At 38.0% G+C, this 16346-nt stretch carries 12 protein-coding genes and 2 other annotated features; all 12 genes read left to right on the forward strand.

Annotated elements, in window-relative coordinates; genetic code table 11:
• The first annotated feature begins 9 nt into the window (after nt 1-9).
• The 12 genes from sdaAA (at nt 10) to AC4BHP_RS04690 (ending at nt 16343) form a co-directional block, all read left to right on the forward strand.
• On the forward strand, nt 10-888 hold the full coding sequence (gene sdaAA / locus AC4BHP_RS04635) for an L-serine ammonia-lyase, iron-sulfur-dependent, subunit alpha (RefSeq protein ID WP_490551433.1): 879 nt from the start codon (nt 10-12) through the stop codon (nt 886-888).
• A gap of 223 nt (nt 889-1111) precedes the next feature.
• Nucleotides 1112-2431 carry an aromatic amino acid transport family protein gene (locus AC4BHP_RS04640; protein WP_490551434.1) on the forward strand — a complete coding sequence of 440 codons (1320 nt, stop codon included), beginning with the start codon at nt 1112-1114 and terminating at the stop codon, nt 2429-2431.
• A gap of 577 nt (nt 2432-3008) precedes the next feature.
• The gene (locus AC4BHP_RS04645) at nt 3009-4232 is read left to right on the forward strand and encodes a beta-ketoacyl-[acyl-carrier-protein] synthase family protein (RefSeq protein WP_490551436.1); all 1224 of its coding nucleotides are present in this window, start codon (nt 3009-3011) and stop codon (nt 4230-4232) included.
• The gene (locus tag AC4BHP_RS04650; RefSeq protein WP_490551437.1) at nt 4229-5659 is read left to right on the forward strand and encodes a sensor histidine kinase; all 1431 of its coding nucleotides are present in this window, start codon (nt 4229-4231) and stop codon (nt 5657-5659) included. The genes AC4BHP_RS04645 and AC4BHP_RS04650 overlap by 4 nt, the downstream gene beginning before the upstream one ends.
• A gap of 175 nt (nt 5660-5834) precedes the next feature.
• Entirely contained in the window at nt 5835-6701 is an 867-nt protein-coding gene (locus AC4BHP_RS04655; RefSeq protein WP_148629801.1) for a GNAT family N-acetyltransferase, read from the forward strand.
• 215 nt (nt 6702-6916) lie between these two features.
• Nucleotides 6917-9757: a 2-oxoglutarate dehydrogenase E1 component gene (gene sucA / locus AC4BHP_RS04660; RefSeq protein WP_148629800.1), complete on the forward strand. Its 2841-nt coding sequence runs from the start codon at nt 6917-6919 to the stop codon at nt 9755-9757.
• A gap of 16 nt (nt 9758-9773) precedes the next feature.
• Entirely contained in the window at nt 9774-11027 is a 1254-nt protein-coding gene (gene odhB, locus AC4BHP_RS04665; protein ID WP_148629799.1) for a 2-oxoglutarate dehydrogenase complex dihydrolipoyllysine-residue succinyltransferase, read from the forward strand.
• Between the two features lie 352 nt (nt 11028-11379).
• Nucleotides 11380-11628 (forward strand) — a binding site (T-box leader).
• Between the two features lie 42 nt (nt 11629-11670).
• Nucleotides 11671-11906: a binding site (T-box leader), on the forward strand.
• A 51-nt stretch (nt 11907-11957) separates the two neighbouring features.
• Nucleotides 11958-13349 carry an anthranilate synthase component I family protein gene (locus tag AC4BHP_RS04670; RefSeq protein WP_490551438.1) on the forward strand — a complete coding sequence of 464 codons (1392 nt, stop codon included), beginning with the start codon at nt 11958-11960 and terminating at the stop codon, nt 13347-13349.
• Nucleotides 13330-13923, forward strand: a complete 594-nt coding sequence (locus AC4BHP_RS04675) for an anthranilate synthase component II (RefSeq protein ID WP_066107002.1) — start codon at nt 13330-13332, stop codon at nt 13921-13923. The genes AC4BHP_RS04670 and AC4BHP_RS04675 overlap by 20 nt, the downstream gene beginning before the upstream one ends.
• Nucleotides 13916-14953 (forward strand): anthranilate phosphoribosyltransferase, encoded by a 1038-nt coding sequence (gene trpD / locus AC4BHP_RS04680; RefSeq protein ID WP_148629797.1) that lies wholly within the window; start codon nt 13916-13918, stop codon nt 14951-14953. The genes AC4BHP_RS04675 and trpD overlap by 8 nt, the downstream gene beginning before the upstream one ends.
• Complete coding sequence (gene trpC / locus AC4BHP_RS04685; protein WP_490551440.1) at nt 14938-15729, forward strand: indole-3-glycerol phosphate synthase TrpC; 792 nt, start codon at nt 14938-14940, stop codon at nt 15727-15729. The genes trpD and trpC overlap by 16 nt, the downstream gene beginning before the upstream one ends.
• On the forward strand, nt 15726-16343 hold the full coding sequence (locus AC4BHP_RS04690) for a phosphoribosylanthranilate isomerase (protein WP_066106992.1): 618 nt from the start codon (nt 15726-15728) through the stop codon (nt 16341-16343). Before trpC ends, AC4BHP_RS04690 begins: the two co-directional genes overlap by 4 nt.
• Nucleotides 16344-16346 lie beyond the last annotated feature (3 nt).

A 16346-nucleotide genomic window follows, 5' to 3' on the forward strand; every position in this document is an offset into this window, starting at 1 on the left:
GAAAAGTTTATGTACATGACCATAAAAGAAATCGTAGATGCAGCTAATAAAAGGCAAAAACCCATTTATGAATTAGCCATTGAGCAGGAAATCCAACAAACTAAATCTACCTATGATGAAGTTTGGAGCAAGATGGAAAAAAATCTACTCACTATGGAAAATGCCATAAATAAAAGTATTGAGGGAGACGGGGTATTTTCTCCGACCGGTTTAACTGGTGGCGATGCTGTTAAAATCAAAAAATATCGCGAACGTGGAAAAACTCTTTCTGGAGATATGATGGTATTTGGGGTTCAACATGCAATTGGTGTTAATGAAGTAAATGCTTCGTTAGGGGCAATTTGTGCAACTCCAACAGCAGGCGCGAGCGGAACAGTTCCTGGGGTCCTATTCGGTATTAAAGATACGTTGCAGTTAAGTCACGAAGATATGGTTCATTTTCTATTCACTTCTGCTTTATTTGGAATGATAGTAGCAAATAATGCTTGTATTGCTGGAGCATTTGGAGGATGTCAAGCTGAAGTAGGCAGTGCCTCGGCAATGGCGGCAGCTGCCGCAGTAGAAGTTGCCGGCGGAACACCGCAGCAATCATCGGAAGCGTTCTCAACCGCCCTTCAAAATTTGCTTGGTTTAGTATGTGATCCAGTCGCTGGATTGGTAGAGGTTCCTTGTGTAAAGAGAAACGCTATAGGAACTGCCAATGCATTAGTTGCAGCGGACATGGCATTGGCCGGCGTAGATAATATCATAAGTGCCGACGAAGTTGTTGAAGCCATGTATAAAATAGGCAGACAAATGCCACGCGAGTTAAGAGAGACAGGTTTAGGAGGAGTGGCAGCCACACCAACTGGAATTGCCATTAAAAATAAAATTTTTGGAGAAAAGTAAGAAGAAAAGACAAATATAGAAATAAAGGAATTTAATACTATACAAATACAATATTTTGCAAACGCCAACAAATAAACTAGAATGGTAGATAAACCAATTTCTCAGTGCTAGCATTCTCATTTAATAATTTCTATTGTCCGAATCTTATAAGTAATTTTAAAAAATATCCATATTTATAAGCCTTAGTTAGAAAGCTAGGGTATATATAAGGAGGAACCTTATTATGCATGGAAATACAGCAAAAAAACTCGAATTACCAGTTGAAGATCATTCAGTAATACAAGAGAATTTTCCAGATGCGAAGAAATGGCATAAACAAGATACAACCTGGGCATTGAGCCTTTTTGGAACAGCAATTGGAGCGGGCGTACTTTTCTTACCTATTAATGCAGGATCAGGGGGATTAATATCATTATTGTTAATTACTATACTAGCCTTTCCGGTAATGTACTACTCGCATAGGGCACTAGCTAAAATGATAGCTGCTTCAGATTCTGCTGATGAGGGAATTACAGGTACGATAAGAGAGTATTTTGGAAATAAGGCAAGTATAGCCTTTAACATCGTTTATTTCTTCTCTATTTATACAATCGTACTGATGTATTCAGTTGCACTTACAAACACAGCAAGTAGTTTTATGGTAAATCAATTGCATATGAACGAGCCGCCAAGAGCCATTTTATCACTTGTATTAATACTCGGTCTTATCGTCATACTAAATTTTGGACAAGATATAACTGTAAAAGTAATGAGCATGCTAGTTTATCCATTTATAGCTTCTCTGTTATTTATCGCAGTATCTTTAATTCCACAGTGGAATACATCGATTTTTAGTTCTGCAAGTGTTTCTACTGCTTCATCAGGATCCGGATATTTTGGAATTATACTGTTGATATTACCGATTATAGTATTCTCGTTTAACCATTCTCCTATTGTATCGTCATTTGTAATGAAACAGCGGGCAACTTATGGAAAAGATGCGACTGACGCGAAATGTGCCCAAATACAAAAAGTATGTTATATTATGACATTCTCTGTTGTCATGTTCTTCGTTTGGAGCAGTGTCTTGAGCTTAACTCCAAGTGATCTTGCCATGGCAAAGGAACAGAATTTATCAATCCTATCTTATCTTGCGAATGAACTTGGTTCACCAATAATTGCTATTGCAGCGCCTATTATTGCATTCGTGGCCATCACAAAGTCCTTCCTTGGTCATTATGTAGGAGCTTACGAAGTAATGCGTGACATGATTGTGGCATCAGGAAAAGCACGCGGAAAAAGTATTAAAGAAAAAACAATTAAAACTGCAATTCTAGTATTTGTGGTATTAACATGTTGGTTTGTTGCTTATACAAATCCAAGTATTCTAGGATTAATTGATACACTCAGCGGACCTCTAGTTGCTGCTATCTTATGTGTATTACCAATGTATGCAATCCGCAAAGTACCAGTACTAGCTAAATACAGAGGGAAATTGAGCAACGTATTCGTCATTGTTGTAGGTTTGCTTACGATCCTAGCAAGTATTAAAGTATTCTTCTAAATCACTTTAATGAATGAAGGTTTTAGAAGAGGATTGCAAGTGTTAATAAGTAGTTGATACTTTAGCTAAGATTAAGCTGTATTCCGAATTTACCTGAATGCAGCTTTTTTTATATTCAATCCATTCCTATTACTCGAAATTTGTCCCCAGTTGGTTAGCTCATAACTGCTTTCTATAATATTGACTAGATGTTAGCAAGGAAATCTGACAGATAAAGAATATGTATTAAAGGATATTTTAGAGCATTCTTTTATTATGGCGGTAATGTGATTCCACAATACGAGCATTGCTATACACCAATTGTGATCTTATTTAATGAAAGAAATCCGAAATCTCACTAGAGTTTCAGGTACTGTGAACATCTGAAATTAAAGTTACTTTATCAACTAGGCTAAAGGCTCAACGGCATGTGTTATCAACAACGCTTTTAATTATTTCATATGGTAGTATTAACTATTTATTTAAACTATTTAGATTATTTAAACATATTTTTAATAGTTTTTTCCTATAGTCATTCTGAAATATTATCTGCTATAATTTTTTTAGGTAAATATTCTCAACTGAGGCGGAAAATTACATGAAAATAGTAGTTAGTGGCTACGGGACAATAGCCCCGAAAACAAGGAATATCGACGAATTTTTATATAATTTACAGCATGGTGTGAACACACTGGAGCTAATAGATGGAGAAGGGTATAAGGGCGAGTCAAATATAGTGGGTTTAGTACAAAATGGATTAGAAGAGTTAGAGAAAGATAGGAGAATTAATCGATTGCCCAAAGTTTCTAAATTGGGAATCGTGGCCGGGCGAGAGGCATTGGAATCAGCAGGAGTGGATTTAGTAGGTAAAAAAGTAGGGGTTTTCTTTGGAACTTCACTTGGATCCTCCGTAGATCAATATTCTCTGGACGCAGTTGTACATGCGAACAATGATGATTATAGAAAAATGCCTATTACGTTTTCTCACTATGTCAATTATCACAGTACGACCTCATCTATCGCATACTTTTTAGGAGTAAAAGGTGTGACAAAAACAATAAGCACTGGCTGCACTTCCAGTTTGGAAGCAATTGAAGAGGCTTTGCTCTATTTAAAAGCCGGTAAAATAGATGTGGCTATAGTAGGTGGAACAGAGAGTCCGATTGGTAAACTAATGACTTATGCTTTTTCTAAAACAAGAATATTACCTTTGAATCAAGCAATGGATGTAGGAGCTGTTCCATTTCATGAAGATAGTAAAGGGTTTGCTGCTTCTGAAGCTTCTGGTGTGATTGTTTTAGAGAGAGAAGATGATGCCATTAAGCGAGGAGCTCATATTAAAGGAGAAATTGTTGATATTATCTCGAATAATGATGGAGCTTATATATTTGATTCGGATGAATCAGGAGAACAGATGATTAATGCATTAAAAGATGTCACGAGTGGCCGCAATCCAGATTATATCAACAGCCAGGCACTTGGAATCCAGCAGAATGATCGGATAGAAGAAAAGTGCTCAAGGGAATTATTTAATCATCAAACACCATACAGCTCGATAAAAAGTATGTATGGAAACCCTCTAGCCGCCATTGGTATCTTGCAAGTGATATCTTCATTATTAAGTGTGGAACATGATTTTATTCCTCCAACAATAAGAACAACTAAAAAAGGCTATGAAGATATGAATATTGTTACCGAAACGATTTATCAGGAGGTCAATGAAGTAGCTGTTACCAATCATGGACATGGCGGGAATAATGCATGTGCTTATATTAAAAAATATAGACCTGATCATACAGCAATGGAGTGCAAAAATAAATGATTATCGGATTATTAATATGTACTATTGGGTTGATCCCTTTGGTTGTTTCATTCGTTATAAAAAGTATGTATAATGAATCAAGATTAACAATGGGTATCGTTTTATACATGCTCTTTGTTTCAATTTGGCAAATTGATGTTGGGGTTCTTTATTTTTCAGATATTCTTTCTGAGAGTACCATTCTTGTATTATTTAAATTGCTGCGTTTAGGGCCAACTTTTGGAGTGCCGATTGTTCTCTATGTAGCATATTTGATTATAAAGGATCAGCCAACAATGTTAACAGATACTCCTTGGTTAGCAAAGGTATCGAGGTTATTACTTGATAAGAAGTCACTCATCTTTTTTATTATTTTAAGCGGAGTGGTGTATATAATCAATCTAACGGAATTAGGGATTAGTGGGTTAACCGTAAAGACCAGTTTCTCATCCAGTTTTTATTACCCAGTGTATGGGCCTTTAGGATGGATATTCATTTTACATATGATTGGTTTTATCATCTTTCTAATTCTTGTCTATTTAGTTTCGAGAAATATATCTAACACGAGTTTCAGAAAATTCTTAAATGCTTTCTGTTTAGCCTCTATTTGGCTAATCTTATCGGGATATTTAAACCTTTCACCAGGGACAGGTGCCATAACAAGCAGCATCGGGGTAATCGTATTCTCTGTTTTTATGGTGCATTTCTTTGTTAAACTGAACACGAGTCTAAAAGATAGTCATTATCAACTGCTGGAAAGACAAAAAAAGCTGGATTATACCGGGAATTTAGCGGGAAGTTTAATTCATGAAGTGAAAAATACCAATCAAATTATCAAGAGTTTTTCAAATCTTCTTAGTCTGAGCAATGACTTAACAGAGTCAGATAAGAAAACACTAGATATGATTCAAAAGTCATCTGAACATTTAGGTAAACTGACCAATAATTATAAGGATTATATGAAGTCATCCAATCTAGTACTGAAAAAGGAAAATTTAATAGAGGTTATTCTGGATTCCATTAACATGTCTTCTGAAATGTTGCGTACAAATCAGGTGGATATTGAATTGGTTAACAATTACGTACCTTTGAATGCCTATATTAATAAAACCAATTTGGGGCAAGTCTTTATCAACTTAATCAAGAACAGCGTGGAGGCTATGCCTGAAGATAGAGATGATAAGAAAATATTGATTAAGACCGAATTGGAAAATGAACATATTATTATTCATTTTATTGATACAGGCAAGGGAATCCCTCCAGCTAACTGGGAAAGTGTATTTGACCCATTTATCTCAATAGACAAGCGGGGAATGGGATTGGGATTACCATTTGTTAAGAAAACAATCATAGAGCATTTGGGGAATATTACAATTTCTAAAAGCTCACCTGAAGGAACTCATTTTATAATCGAGCTTCCACAGAATGGAATATTAGACATAAACTAATTTGCAGCACACAGTCTACTATAAATTAAGCAGCAATCCTCTATAGGGGTTGCTGTTTTTGTTATACAATAGTAGTTAGTTATAAAAATATTATGTAAACTCACAAGATTTTAAATTAAATTGTTTTGAAATATATAGATTAGAAGGATAATAGAGACAAGGAGGATGAGCCAAAATGAATATCGTATTCTATGACACGATTAAACCTTTTAAGGACAAAGTCGAACCTATTCTTTTAAAGGAAGAAGTGAAGCATAATGTCATCCTGGGATTGGTGAATAAATTGATCCAAAATCCATCAGATACTATAAAACTTTTCATGTGTACAGTGGAGGTAAAGGATCAGACTGTCCTGATTTTTTTACGAACTCATCCACATAATCTGCTTATTGCAGGCGACCCAAACCAAAAAGAAGCTATTTCCTTTGCTGTAAATAAATTTGTTGAAGAAGGGTTCATGTTTCCAGGGATAACAGGCGAAAAGCAATTAGCGCATTTATTTGCTGATGAATGGAAGTGTGTAACGGGAATTGAGGGCTCTATTGGCGTGGAACAGGGAATCTATAAACTGACAAAACTGAATTCTGTTCAAATCACAAAAGGGTATTTACGTATGGCAGGCCATGAAGATGCTCCCTTAGTAGCTGATTGGATTAAGGAGTTCACTAAATATACGGTTGATAATCTCACTTACGAAGATTGTCAGGCAAGGGCAAATGATTATATCAAGGAGAAGTCCTTACATTTATGGATTGATCAGAACAGACCGGTATCGATGGTGAAGTGGGCTCGGCCAACGCAAAATGGAATTGTAGTCTCGCTGGTTTATACTCCCGATGAAGAGAGAGGGAAGGGGTATGCGAGCTCGGCCGTTCACACTTTTTCGAAACAACTTCTTGAAAACTATTTATTTTGCAGTTTATATACGGATTTATCAAATCCAACTTTAAATTCAATTTATCAAAAAATTGGCTATGAATGGGTATGTGAATCCAGCATGATTCAATTTGGAATTAATCAGAAAGGAGAGTTGGTTATATAATCAATTCTCTTTTTTTGCTATTTCATAATAGCTGATTTTTTAGAAAGTTTTGATTTTCTCGTAAATTAAGTGCAAACCTTTGGGTATATTCACCAAAACATGGTAGAATAATGTCGGAAATGTTTTATCCTTCCGACTCTTTCGATAACATTATTATTATATATTATTCAGTCGCAGGATTAAGGCAAAACAATGTTTAACAGGGGGATTTCATAATGAAACTTGATACACCTGTAACAAACCCTTGGCTAGAGTTTCAGGGGCCAAACTTGGGTTACGTCCAGGAAATGTACGAAGTTTTTTTACAGGACCCAGAGCAAGTGGATCCGGATTTGGTGAGATTATTTGAAGAATGGGGACCTCCAAGATTAGAGGAAACCGAACAAACAAGGGGTAATCAAAGTAAGGAAGTTTCAGACGGTCAGTTCACAGCAAAAATGATGTATAAAGTATCGCAGGCTGTCAAATTGGCTGAGGATATTCGAATAAACGGACATTTGGCCGCTGATATTTATCCATTGTACAGTAAGGTAAAGAAAGATATTAATTTAGGATTGGGTAAATATGATTTAACGACTGATGATTTGAAAGCGATGCCAGCTTCCTTAATCAGTGATGTTTTGCCTGCAAACATTCAAAATGGCCATGAAGCCATCGAATATTTAAAAGTTTTATATACGAGAACGATTGCTTTTGAATTCGATCATATCCATGACATGGAAGAGAAAAAGTGGCTTACACAAATGGTTGAACAAACAGCCTCCGGTTTTGCAATCTCGGCAGCTAAAAAGAAAAATTTGTTGAAGCGCTTAACTGAAGTGGATGGATTTGAGCGATTCTTACATAAAACCTTTGTTGGACAGAAGAGATTCTCAATTGAAGGTGTAGATTCTTTAGTTCCACTTCTTGATGAATTAGTTTCAAGATCCGTTCGCGGCGGAACTACTTCTATTAATATCGGAATGGCACATAGAGGCAGATTAAATGTACTGGCTCATGTGCTGGATAAACCGTACAAAAAAATATTCTCTGAGTTTCAGCATGCTCCGGATAAAAAATTGGTGCCATCTGAAGGATCCATAGGTGTTACATTTGGATGGACGGGTGATGTGAAATACCATTTAGGCGCAGGTCGTAAAATTAAAGAAGAGAATACAAGAGAAGCGGTTATAACGTTGGCAAATAACCCGAGTCACTTGGAATTTGTTAATCCCATCGTAAATGGATATACAAGGGCTGTACAGGATGACAGAAGCCGAAAAGGATTTCCTGTACAGGATTCTAATTCCAGTATGTCAATTATTATTCATGGAGATGCAGCATTCCCAGGTCAGGGAATTGTGGCGGAAACCTTGAATCTAAGTCGCCTTAAAGGATATCAAACAGGAGGCACCGTTCATATTATCGCGAACAATATGATTGGATTTACAACAGAAAGCCGGGATTCCCGATCCACTCGATACTCAAGTGATCTGGCGAAGGGATATGAAATCCCGATTATCCATGTCAATGCGGATGATCCAGAGGCTGTATTAGCAGCAGCTTATGTAGCTATTTTATATCGTCAAAATTTCAAAAAAGACTTTTTAATAGATTTAATTGGATACAGACGTTATGGCCATAACGAAATGGACGAGCCAATGACAACAAATCCGGCCATGTACAAGATGGTGCATGAGCATCCAACACCTAGAGAGGTGTATGCAAAGAGACTAGTGGATGAAGGACTTGTAACGGAAGAAGAGGTCGCTCGTCTGGATCAGGAACATTTTGATATGTTGAAAGAGTACTATAATCAAGTGGGTGAAAAGGAAGATTCTCCACTTGAAGCGGCTGATGTTCCAAAAATTATTGAATCCGGGATTCCGAAGGTAGATACAAAAGTAGAGCTTGACGTATTAAAGCAAATAAATGCGGAGCTTTTAAAACGACCTGAGAACTTCAAGGTATTTAATAAACTGGATAAAATCCTTATGAGAAGACAGAATGCTTTGGAAGAAGGAAATAAGGTAGACTGGGCTTTGGCTGAAACGTTAGCATTTGCAACTATCTTACAGGATGGTACACCGGTCCGCCTTACTGGACAGGATTCCGAGCGAGGTACATTTGCTCATAGAAACATTGTTTTACATGACAGTGAAACGGGAGAAACCTATTCTCCATTACATGGACTTGAAGGGGCAAAAGCTTCCTTTGCGGTTCATAACAGTCCATTGTCTGAAGCAGCTGTGATTGGATTTGAATATGGATACAATGTTCAATCACCGGATACGCTCGTTTTATGGGAAGCCCAATATGGTGATTTTGCTAACACTGCTCAAGTATTATTTGATCAATTTATTGCTGCAGGGAGAGCGAAATGGGGCCAAAAATCTGGCTTAGTCATGCTATTGCCTCATGGCTATGAAGGCCAGGGACCGGAACACTCCAGTGCGCGTTTGGAGCGATATTTATCATTGGCAGCAGAGAATAACTGGACTGTAGCTAATTTAAGTTCAGCAGCTCAATACTTCCATATTTTAAGAAGACAAGCAGCTATTTTAGGAAAAGAAGAAGTACGCCCACTGGTATTAATGACGCCAAAGAGCTTGCTGAGAAATCCGACTGTTGCGAGTACAGCTGAAGAACTGAGTGACGGTGAATTCAAGTCCTTTATTGAACAGCCAGGCTTAGGAACCAAAAAAGACAGTGTGAAAAGAATCGTTTGCTGTACAGGTAAAATGGCAATTGATTTATCTCAGGCTATTGAAGCTCAAGAAAATCTTGATTGGCTTCATATTGTGAGAATTGAAGAAATCTATCCATTCCCACTTAAAGGGGTTCAAGAATTATTTGCATCCTACCCGAATCTAAAAGAGATTGTATGGGTACAGGAAGAGCCTAAAAATATGGGCGCGTGGAATTTCGTTGAGCCACGTTTAAGAATAGCAGCACCAGAAGGGGTTAAAGTTGAGTACATCGGCAGAAGAAGACGATCCAGTCCTGCAGAGGGAGATCCAACCATTCATAAACAAGGACAAAATCGTATTATTGACAGCGCATTAACTCGCGAATAGAGGAGGAAATAGAGAGATGGCAGAGGTAAAAGTACCAGAATTAGCGGAATCAATTACAGAGGGAACAATTGCACAATGGCTTAAACAACCGGGTGAAAAGGTTGAAAAAGGTGAATATATCGTTGAGCTTGAAACAGATAAAGTAAATGTTGAAATCATCTCCGACTATGAAGGAGTTTTGACAGAGCAATTAAAAGAAGAGGGAGATACAGTTCTTGTTGGGGAAGCAATTGCGATGGTAGATGCTGATGGAGCGCCTGCACAGAGTGAAAAACAAGAACCTGTTGCAAAAGAACAAGTAAAAGAAGAGCCAAAAGCAGCACCTGCTCCTGAACCAAAAGAAGAAGAGAAAAAAGGAAATAAAACAGTTGCTTCTCCGGCTGCACGTAAATTAGCAAGAGAAAAAGGAATCGATTTGGATGAAATCCCTACAGTAGATCCACTTGGAAGAGTGCGCAAGCAGGATGTAGAATCCTACAATGGTCATGCACAAGCCAGCGCGCCTGCACCTAAGCCTTCAAAACCGGAAGCTAAAAAAGCAGCATCAGCACCGGCTCAGGTATCTGGTAAACCGGAAGAACGTGTGAAAATGTCACGCAGACGCCAAACAATCGCGAAACGTTTGGTTGAGGTTCAACACAATACAGCCATGCTGACTACATTTAACGAAGTAGATATGACGAATATCATGAACCTTCGTAATAAACGGAAGGATGCATTCCAAAAAGAAAATGATGTGAAATTAGGGTTTATGTCCTTCTTTACAAAAGCCGTGGTTGGTTCACTTAAGAAGTATCCACTGTTAAATGCAGAAATCCAAGGTGATGAGCTGCTTATCAAAAAATACTATGATATCGGTGTAGCAGTATCTGCTCCAGAAGGCTTAGTAGTCCCTGTTGTTAGAGATGCGGATCGTATGAACTTTGCTGAAATTGAAAAAGAAATTGGCAGCTTGGCTAAAAAAGCACGTGATAATAAATTGGCCCTATCAGATTTACAGGGTGGAACCTTTACTATCACAAATGGCGGTGTTTTCGGTTCCTTAATGTCAACACCTATTTTAAATGGAACACAAGTAGGTATTCTTGGAATGCACGGTATTAAAAAGCGTCCGATTGCTGTTGAGGATGACAAAATTGAAGTTCGCCCAATGATGTATATCGCATTATCTTACGATCACCGTATTGTCGACGGAGCAGAAGCAGTTAGCTTCCTAGCGAATGTGAAAAAATTAATCGAAGACCCTGAATCTTTATTGCTTGAGGGATGATTGTTTAACTAACAAAATAAATTAATAATTAATGTTGTATCATACAAATGATATTTACTTAAAGAGTGCCAGTTCTTACTGAATTGGCACTCTTTTTTTGAAAATCGTATAAACTACACCCTTCTATCAAGCCTTTGTATTGTAATTAGAGGATAGGAAAACGCAATAATACTTAAAGTTGCTTGTTTCTAATAGATAAATTAATACAAAATCTATGAGAGAGATGATCCCTTTCATTAACATATAGTCATTTTTTACTTTGTCTGACTAAAATGCATCATTTTGCCTATTTTTAACTGAATAGATTGACAATTCAAAAGAGTTAATTTAATATTAACAACAACTTAAACATAATAATGCGTTGATGAAGAGTAGTAGCATTTGAAGGAGTTTTAGAGAGCCGATGGGGGTGGGAATCGGTATGATTTCATTTGTGAATGGACTTCGGAGTTGCCGAGCAGAACGTGAGTTATTCAGTATGCTTTGGCCGATTTAGCCAATCGTTAAAATAGGCTGACAGTTATTTCTATAGGCTGTCATAAAGTGGATTGCTGAATTCAGCAATCAATTAAGGTGGTACCGCGGGTCTCTCGTCCTTTTTTCAAGGATGTGAGGCCCTTTTTGTATGGGATAAAATTGAATAAATAAAACGTTAAGAAAGAGGAGTAGCATAAAAACATTGCACTACAGAGAGCCGGAGTGGGTGAGAACCGGTATGCAGGCTTTATGTGAATGGGCTTTCGAGTGATTCCCTGAAAGGTTAGTAGGGGAATACGGGATTCCGCCGTTAAAAGGATAGGATATTAAATGATGGATTCTTTCCTCATCGTATCTGAAAGAGATCCAACGGGGGTGGCACCACGATTATACGTCCTCCATAAGTAATTTATTTGCTTATGGAGGATTTTTTTATTTTCAGGGGGGATTAGATTGAGAAAACCTAACATAATCAGGCAACGACTGAAAGCCGAGGAACAGAACAAACTTAGAAATATAGAAGACATTGCTGAGTCTTATAAAGCTGTGCTTGAATTTCCATCTTCGAGCGGTGGCAGGACAAAAATTGTTGCCTTTAACCTATATGCAGAAATCATGACGAGTATAGATGGTACGTTCTTTAAAAAAGGTCAAATGAAAAAGAAAGTGAATAATCCGCATGAGTTTATAAAAGCGTCCCTTGCAATCGATGATGCCCTTTATCCTGATCTGCCATTTATAGGAGGTTCCATTGGATTTGCCGGTTATTCGTACAGTTTTCTCTTTGAAGAAATAGATTCGCCGGAAATGAATCCGGTTGGTATTCCGGATTTTCATTTTCTCTATCACACAGATTATTTTATTTACAGCGGTGATGATTTCTCCGAATGCAGCCACCTCCATTTAGACTATGAAGGTGAACGATCAGAGGAAGAATTGGCTAAAAACATGAAGTACTTTCGGGAAAAACTATCCACATATAGCCAGGCTTCTGGAAATGAAATGTATTTGATTCACGGAATTAAAAGCAATACGAATAAGGAGAAATTTATTGATACGGTTAATGAATTAAAAGCCAGAATACGGAACGGCGATATATTCCAGGCTGTCTTGTCGCAGCGATGGACCGGTTCATTTAGGGGAGACCCGGAAGATTATTATGGGAAGTTAAAGCACGAGCATCCTGATACATTCCACTTTCATATTAATTTTGGCTCCTATCACATTGTGGGTTGCTCTCCTGAACGATTGATAGCGATCAATCAGGGCATCATTCACTCTAATCCGATAGCTGGTACAAGACGAAGAGGCTCTACTATTCAAGAAGATGAAGAACAGATTGCCAGTTTAATAGCGGATGAAAAAGAGAAGGCAGAACATGTCATGCTGGTGGATCTTGCTAGAAATGATTTGGGGAAGATTTGTAAGCCGGAAAGTGTAAATATTAAACGGTTTATGGAGATTGAATTATTTAAAAATGTGATCCATCTTGTTTCAGAAATTACAGGCCTATTAAACGAAGCGATTCATCCAATGGATGCAATTAAAGCCTGTTTGCCGGCTGGAACCGTATCGGGCGCGCCAAAGATAAGAGCAATGCAGTTAATCTCAGAGGCTGAACAGGAAAGAAGAGGCGCTTACGGCGGCGGTGTTGGTTTTATCTCCTACGGTGGGGAATTAGACCTCGCCTTAGCAATCCGAATGATGGTAATTAAAGATCAACAAATTCATTTCCAGGCTGGCGCTGGTATTGTCTATGATTCCATTCCGGAAAATGAATGGTATGAAACACTTCATAAAGTTGGATTTAAGGAGGATGGGATAAATGATTTTACTTATCGATAATTTTGATTCCTTTACGTATAACCTCTATCAGCTTTTATTAGAACTGGGGGAAGAGGTACTGATTAAACGAAATAACGCCCTTACGATTCAAGAAATAAAAGATTTATCACCAACATCAATTGTCTTATCACCCGGACCTGGTCGGCCTGAAGAGAGTGGGATATGTAAAGAAATGATTAAAGCTTTTTATAGCCATATTCCTATTTTAGGCGTTTGTCTAGGGCATCAGGCCATTGGCCAGGTGTTTGGTGCTACGGTAAGTCGAGCTGGAAAGATCAAACATGGTAAATCATCAAAGATCATCCATACAGGAGATGAAATTTTTAAGGGTACACCTCAAGGGTTTCAGGCAATGAGATACCATTCTCTAATTATAAAAGAAGAGACATTGCCAAATGAGTTTAAGATTATAGCAACTTCAGAGGATGATGACGAGATTATGGCCATTCGTCATAAGCAGTATCCCTTATACGGCGTTCAATTCCATCCTGAATCAATAGGAACGCCCTATGGAAAAACAATAATTACTAATTTTCTTAATAGTACTGTGAAGGAGGCAGTCTTGCATGAATGAGTATCTTTTCAAATTAAGTAAAGGAAAGAGTTTATCAGAGGGCGAAATGACAGATGCTGCAAAACAAATGTTAAATCCAACTGTTTCTGAAGCGGAATTGGCTGCATTTTTGATGGCTATTGGATTGAAGGGATACGGGAGTAAGGAACTGTATATTATCGCAGAAATGATTCGAAAGGAATCGACACATCAGCTAGGAACTATCCCGGAAGCCATGGATAATTGTGGTACCGGAGGCGATCGCAGCAATAGCTTTAATATCAGTACGGCATCAGCATTTGTTTTGGCAAGTGCCGGAATCAAAATGGTGAAGCACGGAAACAAAAATATGACGAGTCAATCCGGCAGCATGGATGTGCTGAACGCATTGGGCATTAATACGATTAATCAAAAGGAAGAAGCCAGGAAAGCTATTCATCAAGCTAACTTAGTATTTTTGAATGCTGGACATATCCACCCAAAATTAAAAAGAATCGCTGCAGTTCGGAAGCAATTGGGTATTCCTACGATTTTCAATGCAATCGGACCCTTAACAAACCCAGTCCATTTAACCTATCAAATGGTTGGTGTGTATGATGTAAAACTATTAAAGCTGTATGGAGAAGTATTGTTAAAGGCTGGGAGAAAAAAGGCTGCCATTATCCATGGAGCGGGTAATATGGATGAAGCTTCATTGTCTGGCGAAAACAAGCTATATTTTGTTCAGAGTGGTCTAATAACAGAAGAAGCCATCCATCCCAATGACGTTGGATTGAAAGTGTCGGACAATAGCCGTTTGACCGGTGGTGAGCCGTCTGAAAATGCAAAAAAAATGATTGGTATCTTCTGTGGGGAAAAGAATCCATGTCGTGATGCCGTCCTTCTAAATGCAGGAATTGGTTTATTTGTATCAGGGAAAGTTTCTACGATCCAGGAAGGAGTCATGTATGCGGCTGAATTAATTGATTCAGGTGCTGTCTATCGGAAATTACTTGAAGTTAGGGGACCGGTTCAAACGAAAGGGGCCAATGATATATGCCAACCTATTTAATGAATATCGTGGAGCACAAGAGGAGAGAGTTAAGCAAATCAACCGCAATTGAATTGTCAAATGACATCAAACGAATGCAGGTAAGAGATACTTTTGCTGAACGAATCAGAAGTCAGTCTACCCTTGGTGTGATTGCAGAATTTAAACGGTCATCTCCATCAAAAGGAATCATTCAATCTTTGGCCGACCCAATAGAGGTAGCTAATCAATATAAGGAAGGCGGCGCTGACGGCATATCTGTTTTAACGGATACAGAATATTTTAATGGAAGCTTTGAAGATTTACAGGTTGTAAGCAGTCATATAGATCTGTCAGTCTTATGCAAGGATTTTATATTGGAAGAATCTCAGATTAATCAAGCCTTTTTATCGGGGGCAAGTATAGTCCTGTTGATTGTAAGAATTTTATCACCTGGAAAATTAAAAGCATTGTATGAGTATGCTCTCCATCTACATTTGGAAGTTTTACTGGAAGTGCATGATGAGGAGGATTTAATGGCAGCTCTGTCCCTTAAACCGCAATTGATTGGCATAAATAATCGAAATCTTCAAACATTTAACACGGATTTAGCTGTTACTGAAAATTTAATCAAATTGATTGACGATCCGTCGACTATTGTCATTAGTGAAAGTGGAATCAAGAATGTTAATGATTGTTTACGTGTTGCCAATGCAGGCGTGGATGCAATCCTAATTGGGGAGGCATTGATGAAGCATCAAGATCCCGCTCAATTTGTAAAAGAAATCAAGAAAATTGAAAGAAGGTACAGTCGGTGAAGGTGAAAATCTGTGGAATACAAACCGTCGAGCATGCATTAGCAGCTGAAAAAGCAGGTGCGGATGCCCTTGGATTTATGTTCGCCGAAAGCAAGCGAAGAATTATTCCTGAGAAGGCCAAACCAATCATCTCCAAACTGGAAGGTGAAATCTGGAAGGTCGGTGTCTTTGTTAATGAAGAGGTAGAAACGGTGAAACAAGTGGCACGATATTGTGGATTGACAGCCATTCAGCTTCATGGAGAAGAAAAGCCGGCAGACTATTTGGAGGTTGGATTGCCGATCATTAAATCGCTAGGAATTAAGCCTGCTCAGGCAGACTTAGATGTTGGTGATGTTAAGCATGCTGATTATATTTTATTGGATGCTGAAGCACGGGAATATAGAGGTGGAAACGGAGTGGCATTTGATTGGGAAAAGGTTAGAGGACTAGGAGCTAAATATCCTACTATCATTTTAGCGGGAGGCTTGAATTCTGAAAATGTAAGAGTTGCGATTGAGGTTGTAAATCCGTTTATGGTTGATGTGAGCAGTGGTGTTGAGGTAAATGGGAGAAAAAATACGAGAAAAATCTTTGAATTTATAAAAATGGCAAAAGAGGGGGAAATCAAGTGAATC

The organism is Pradoshia sp. Z4_20 (assembly GCF_058216035.1).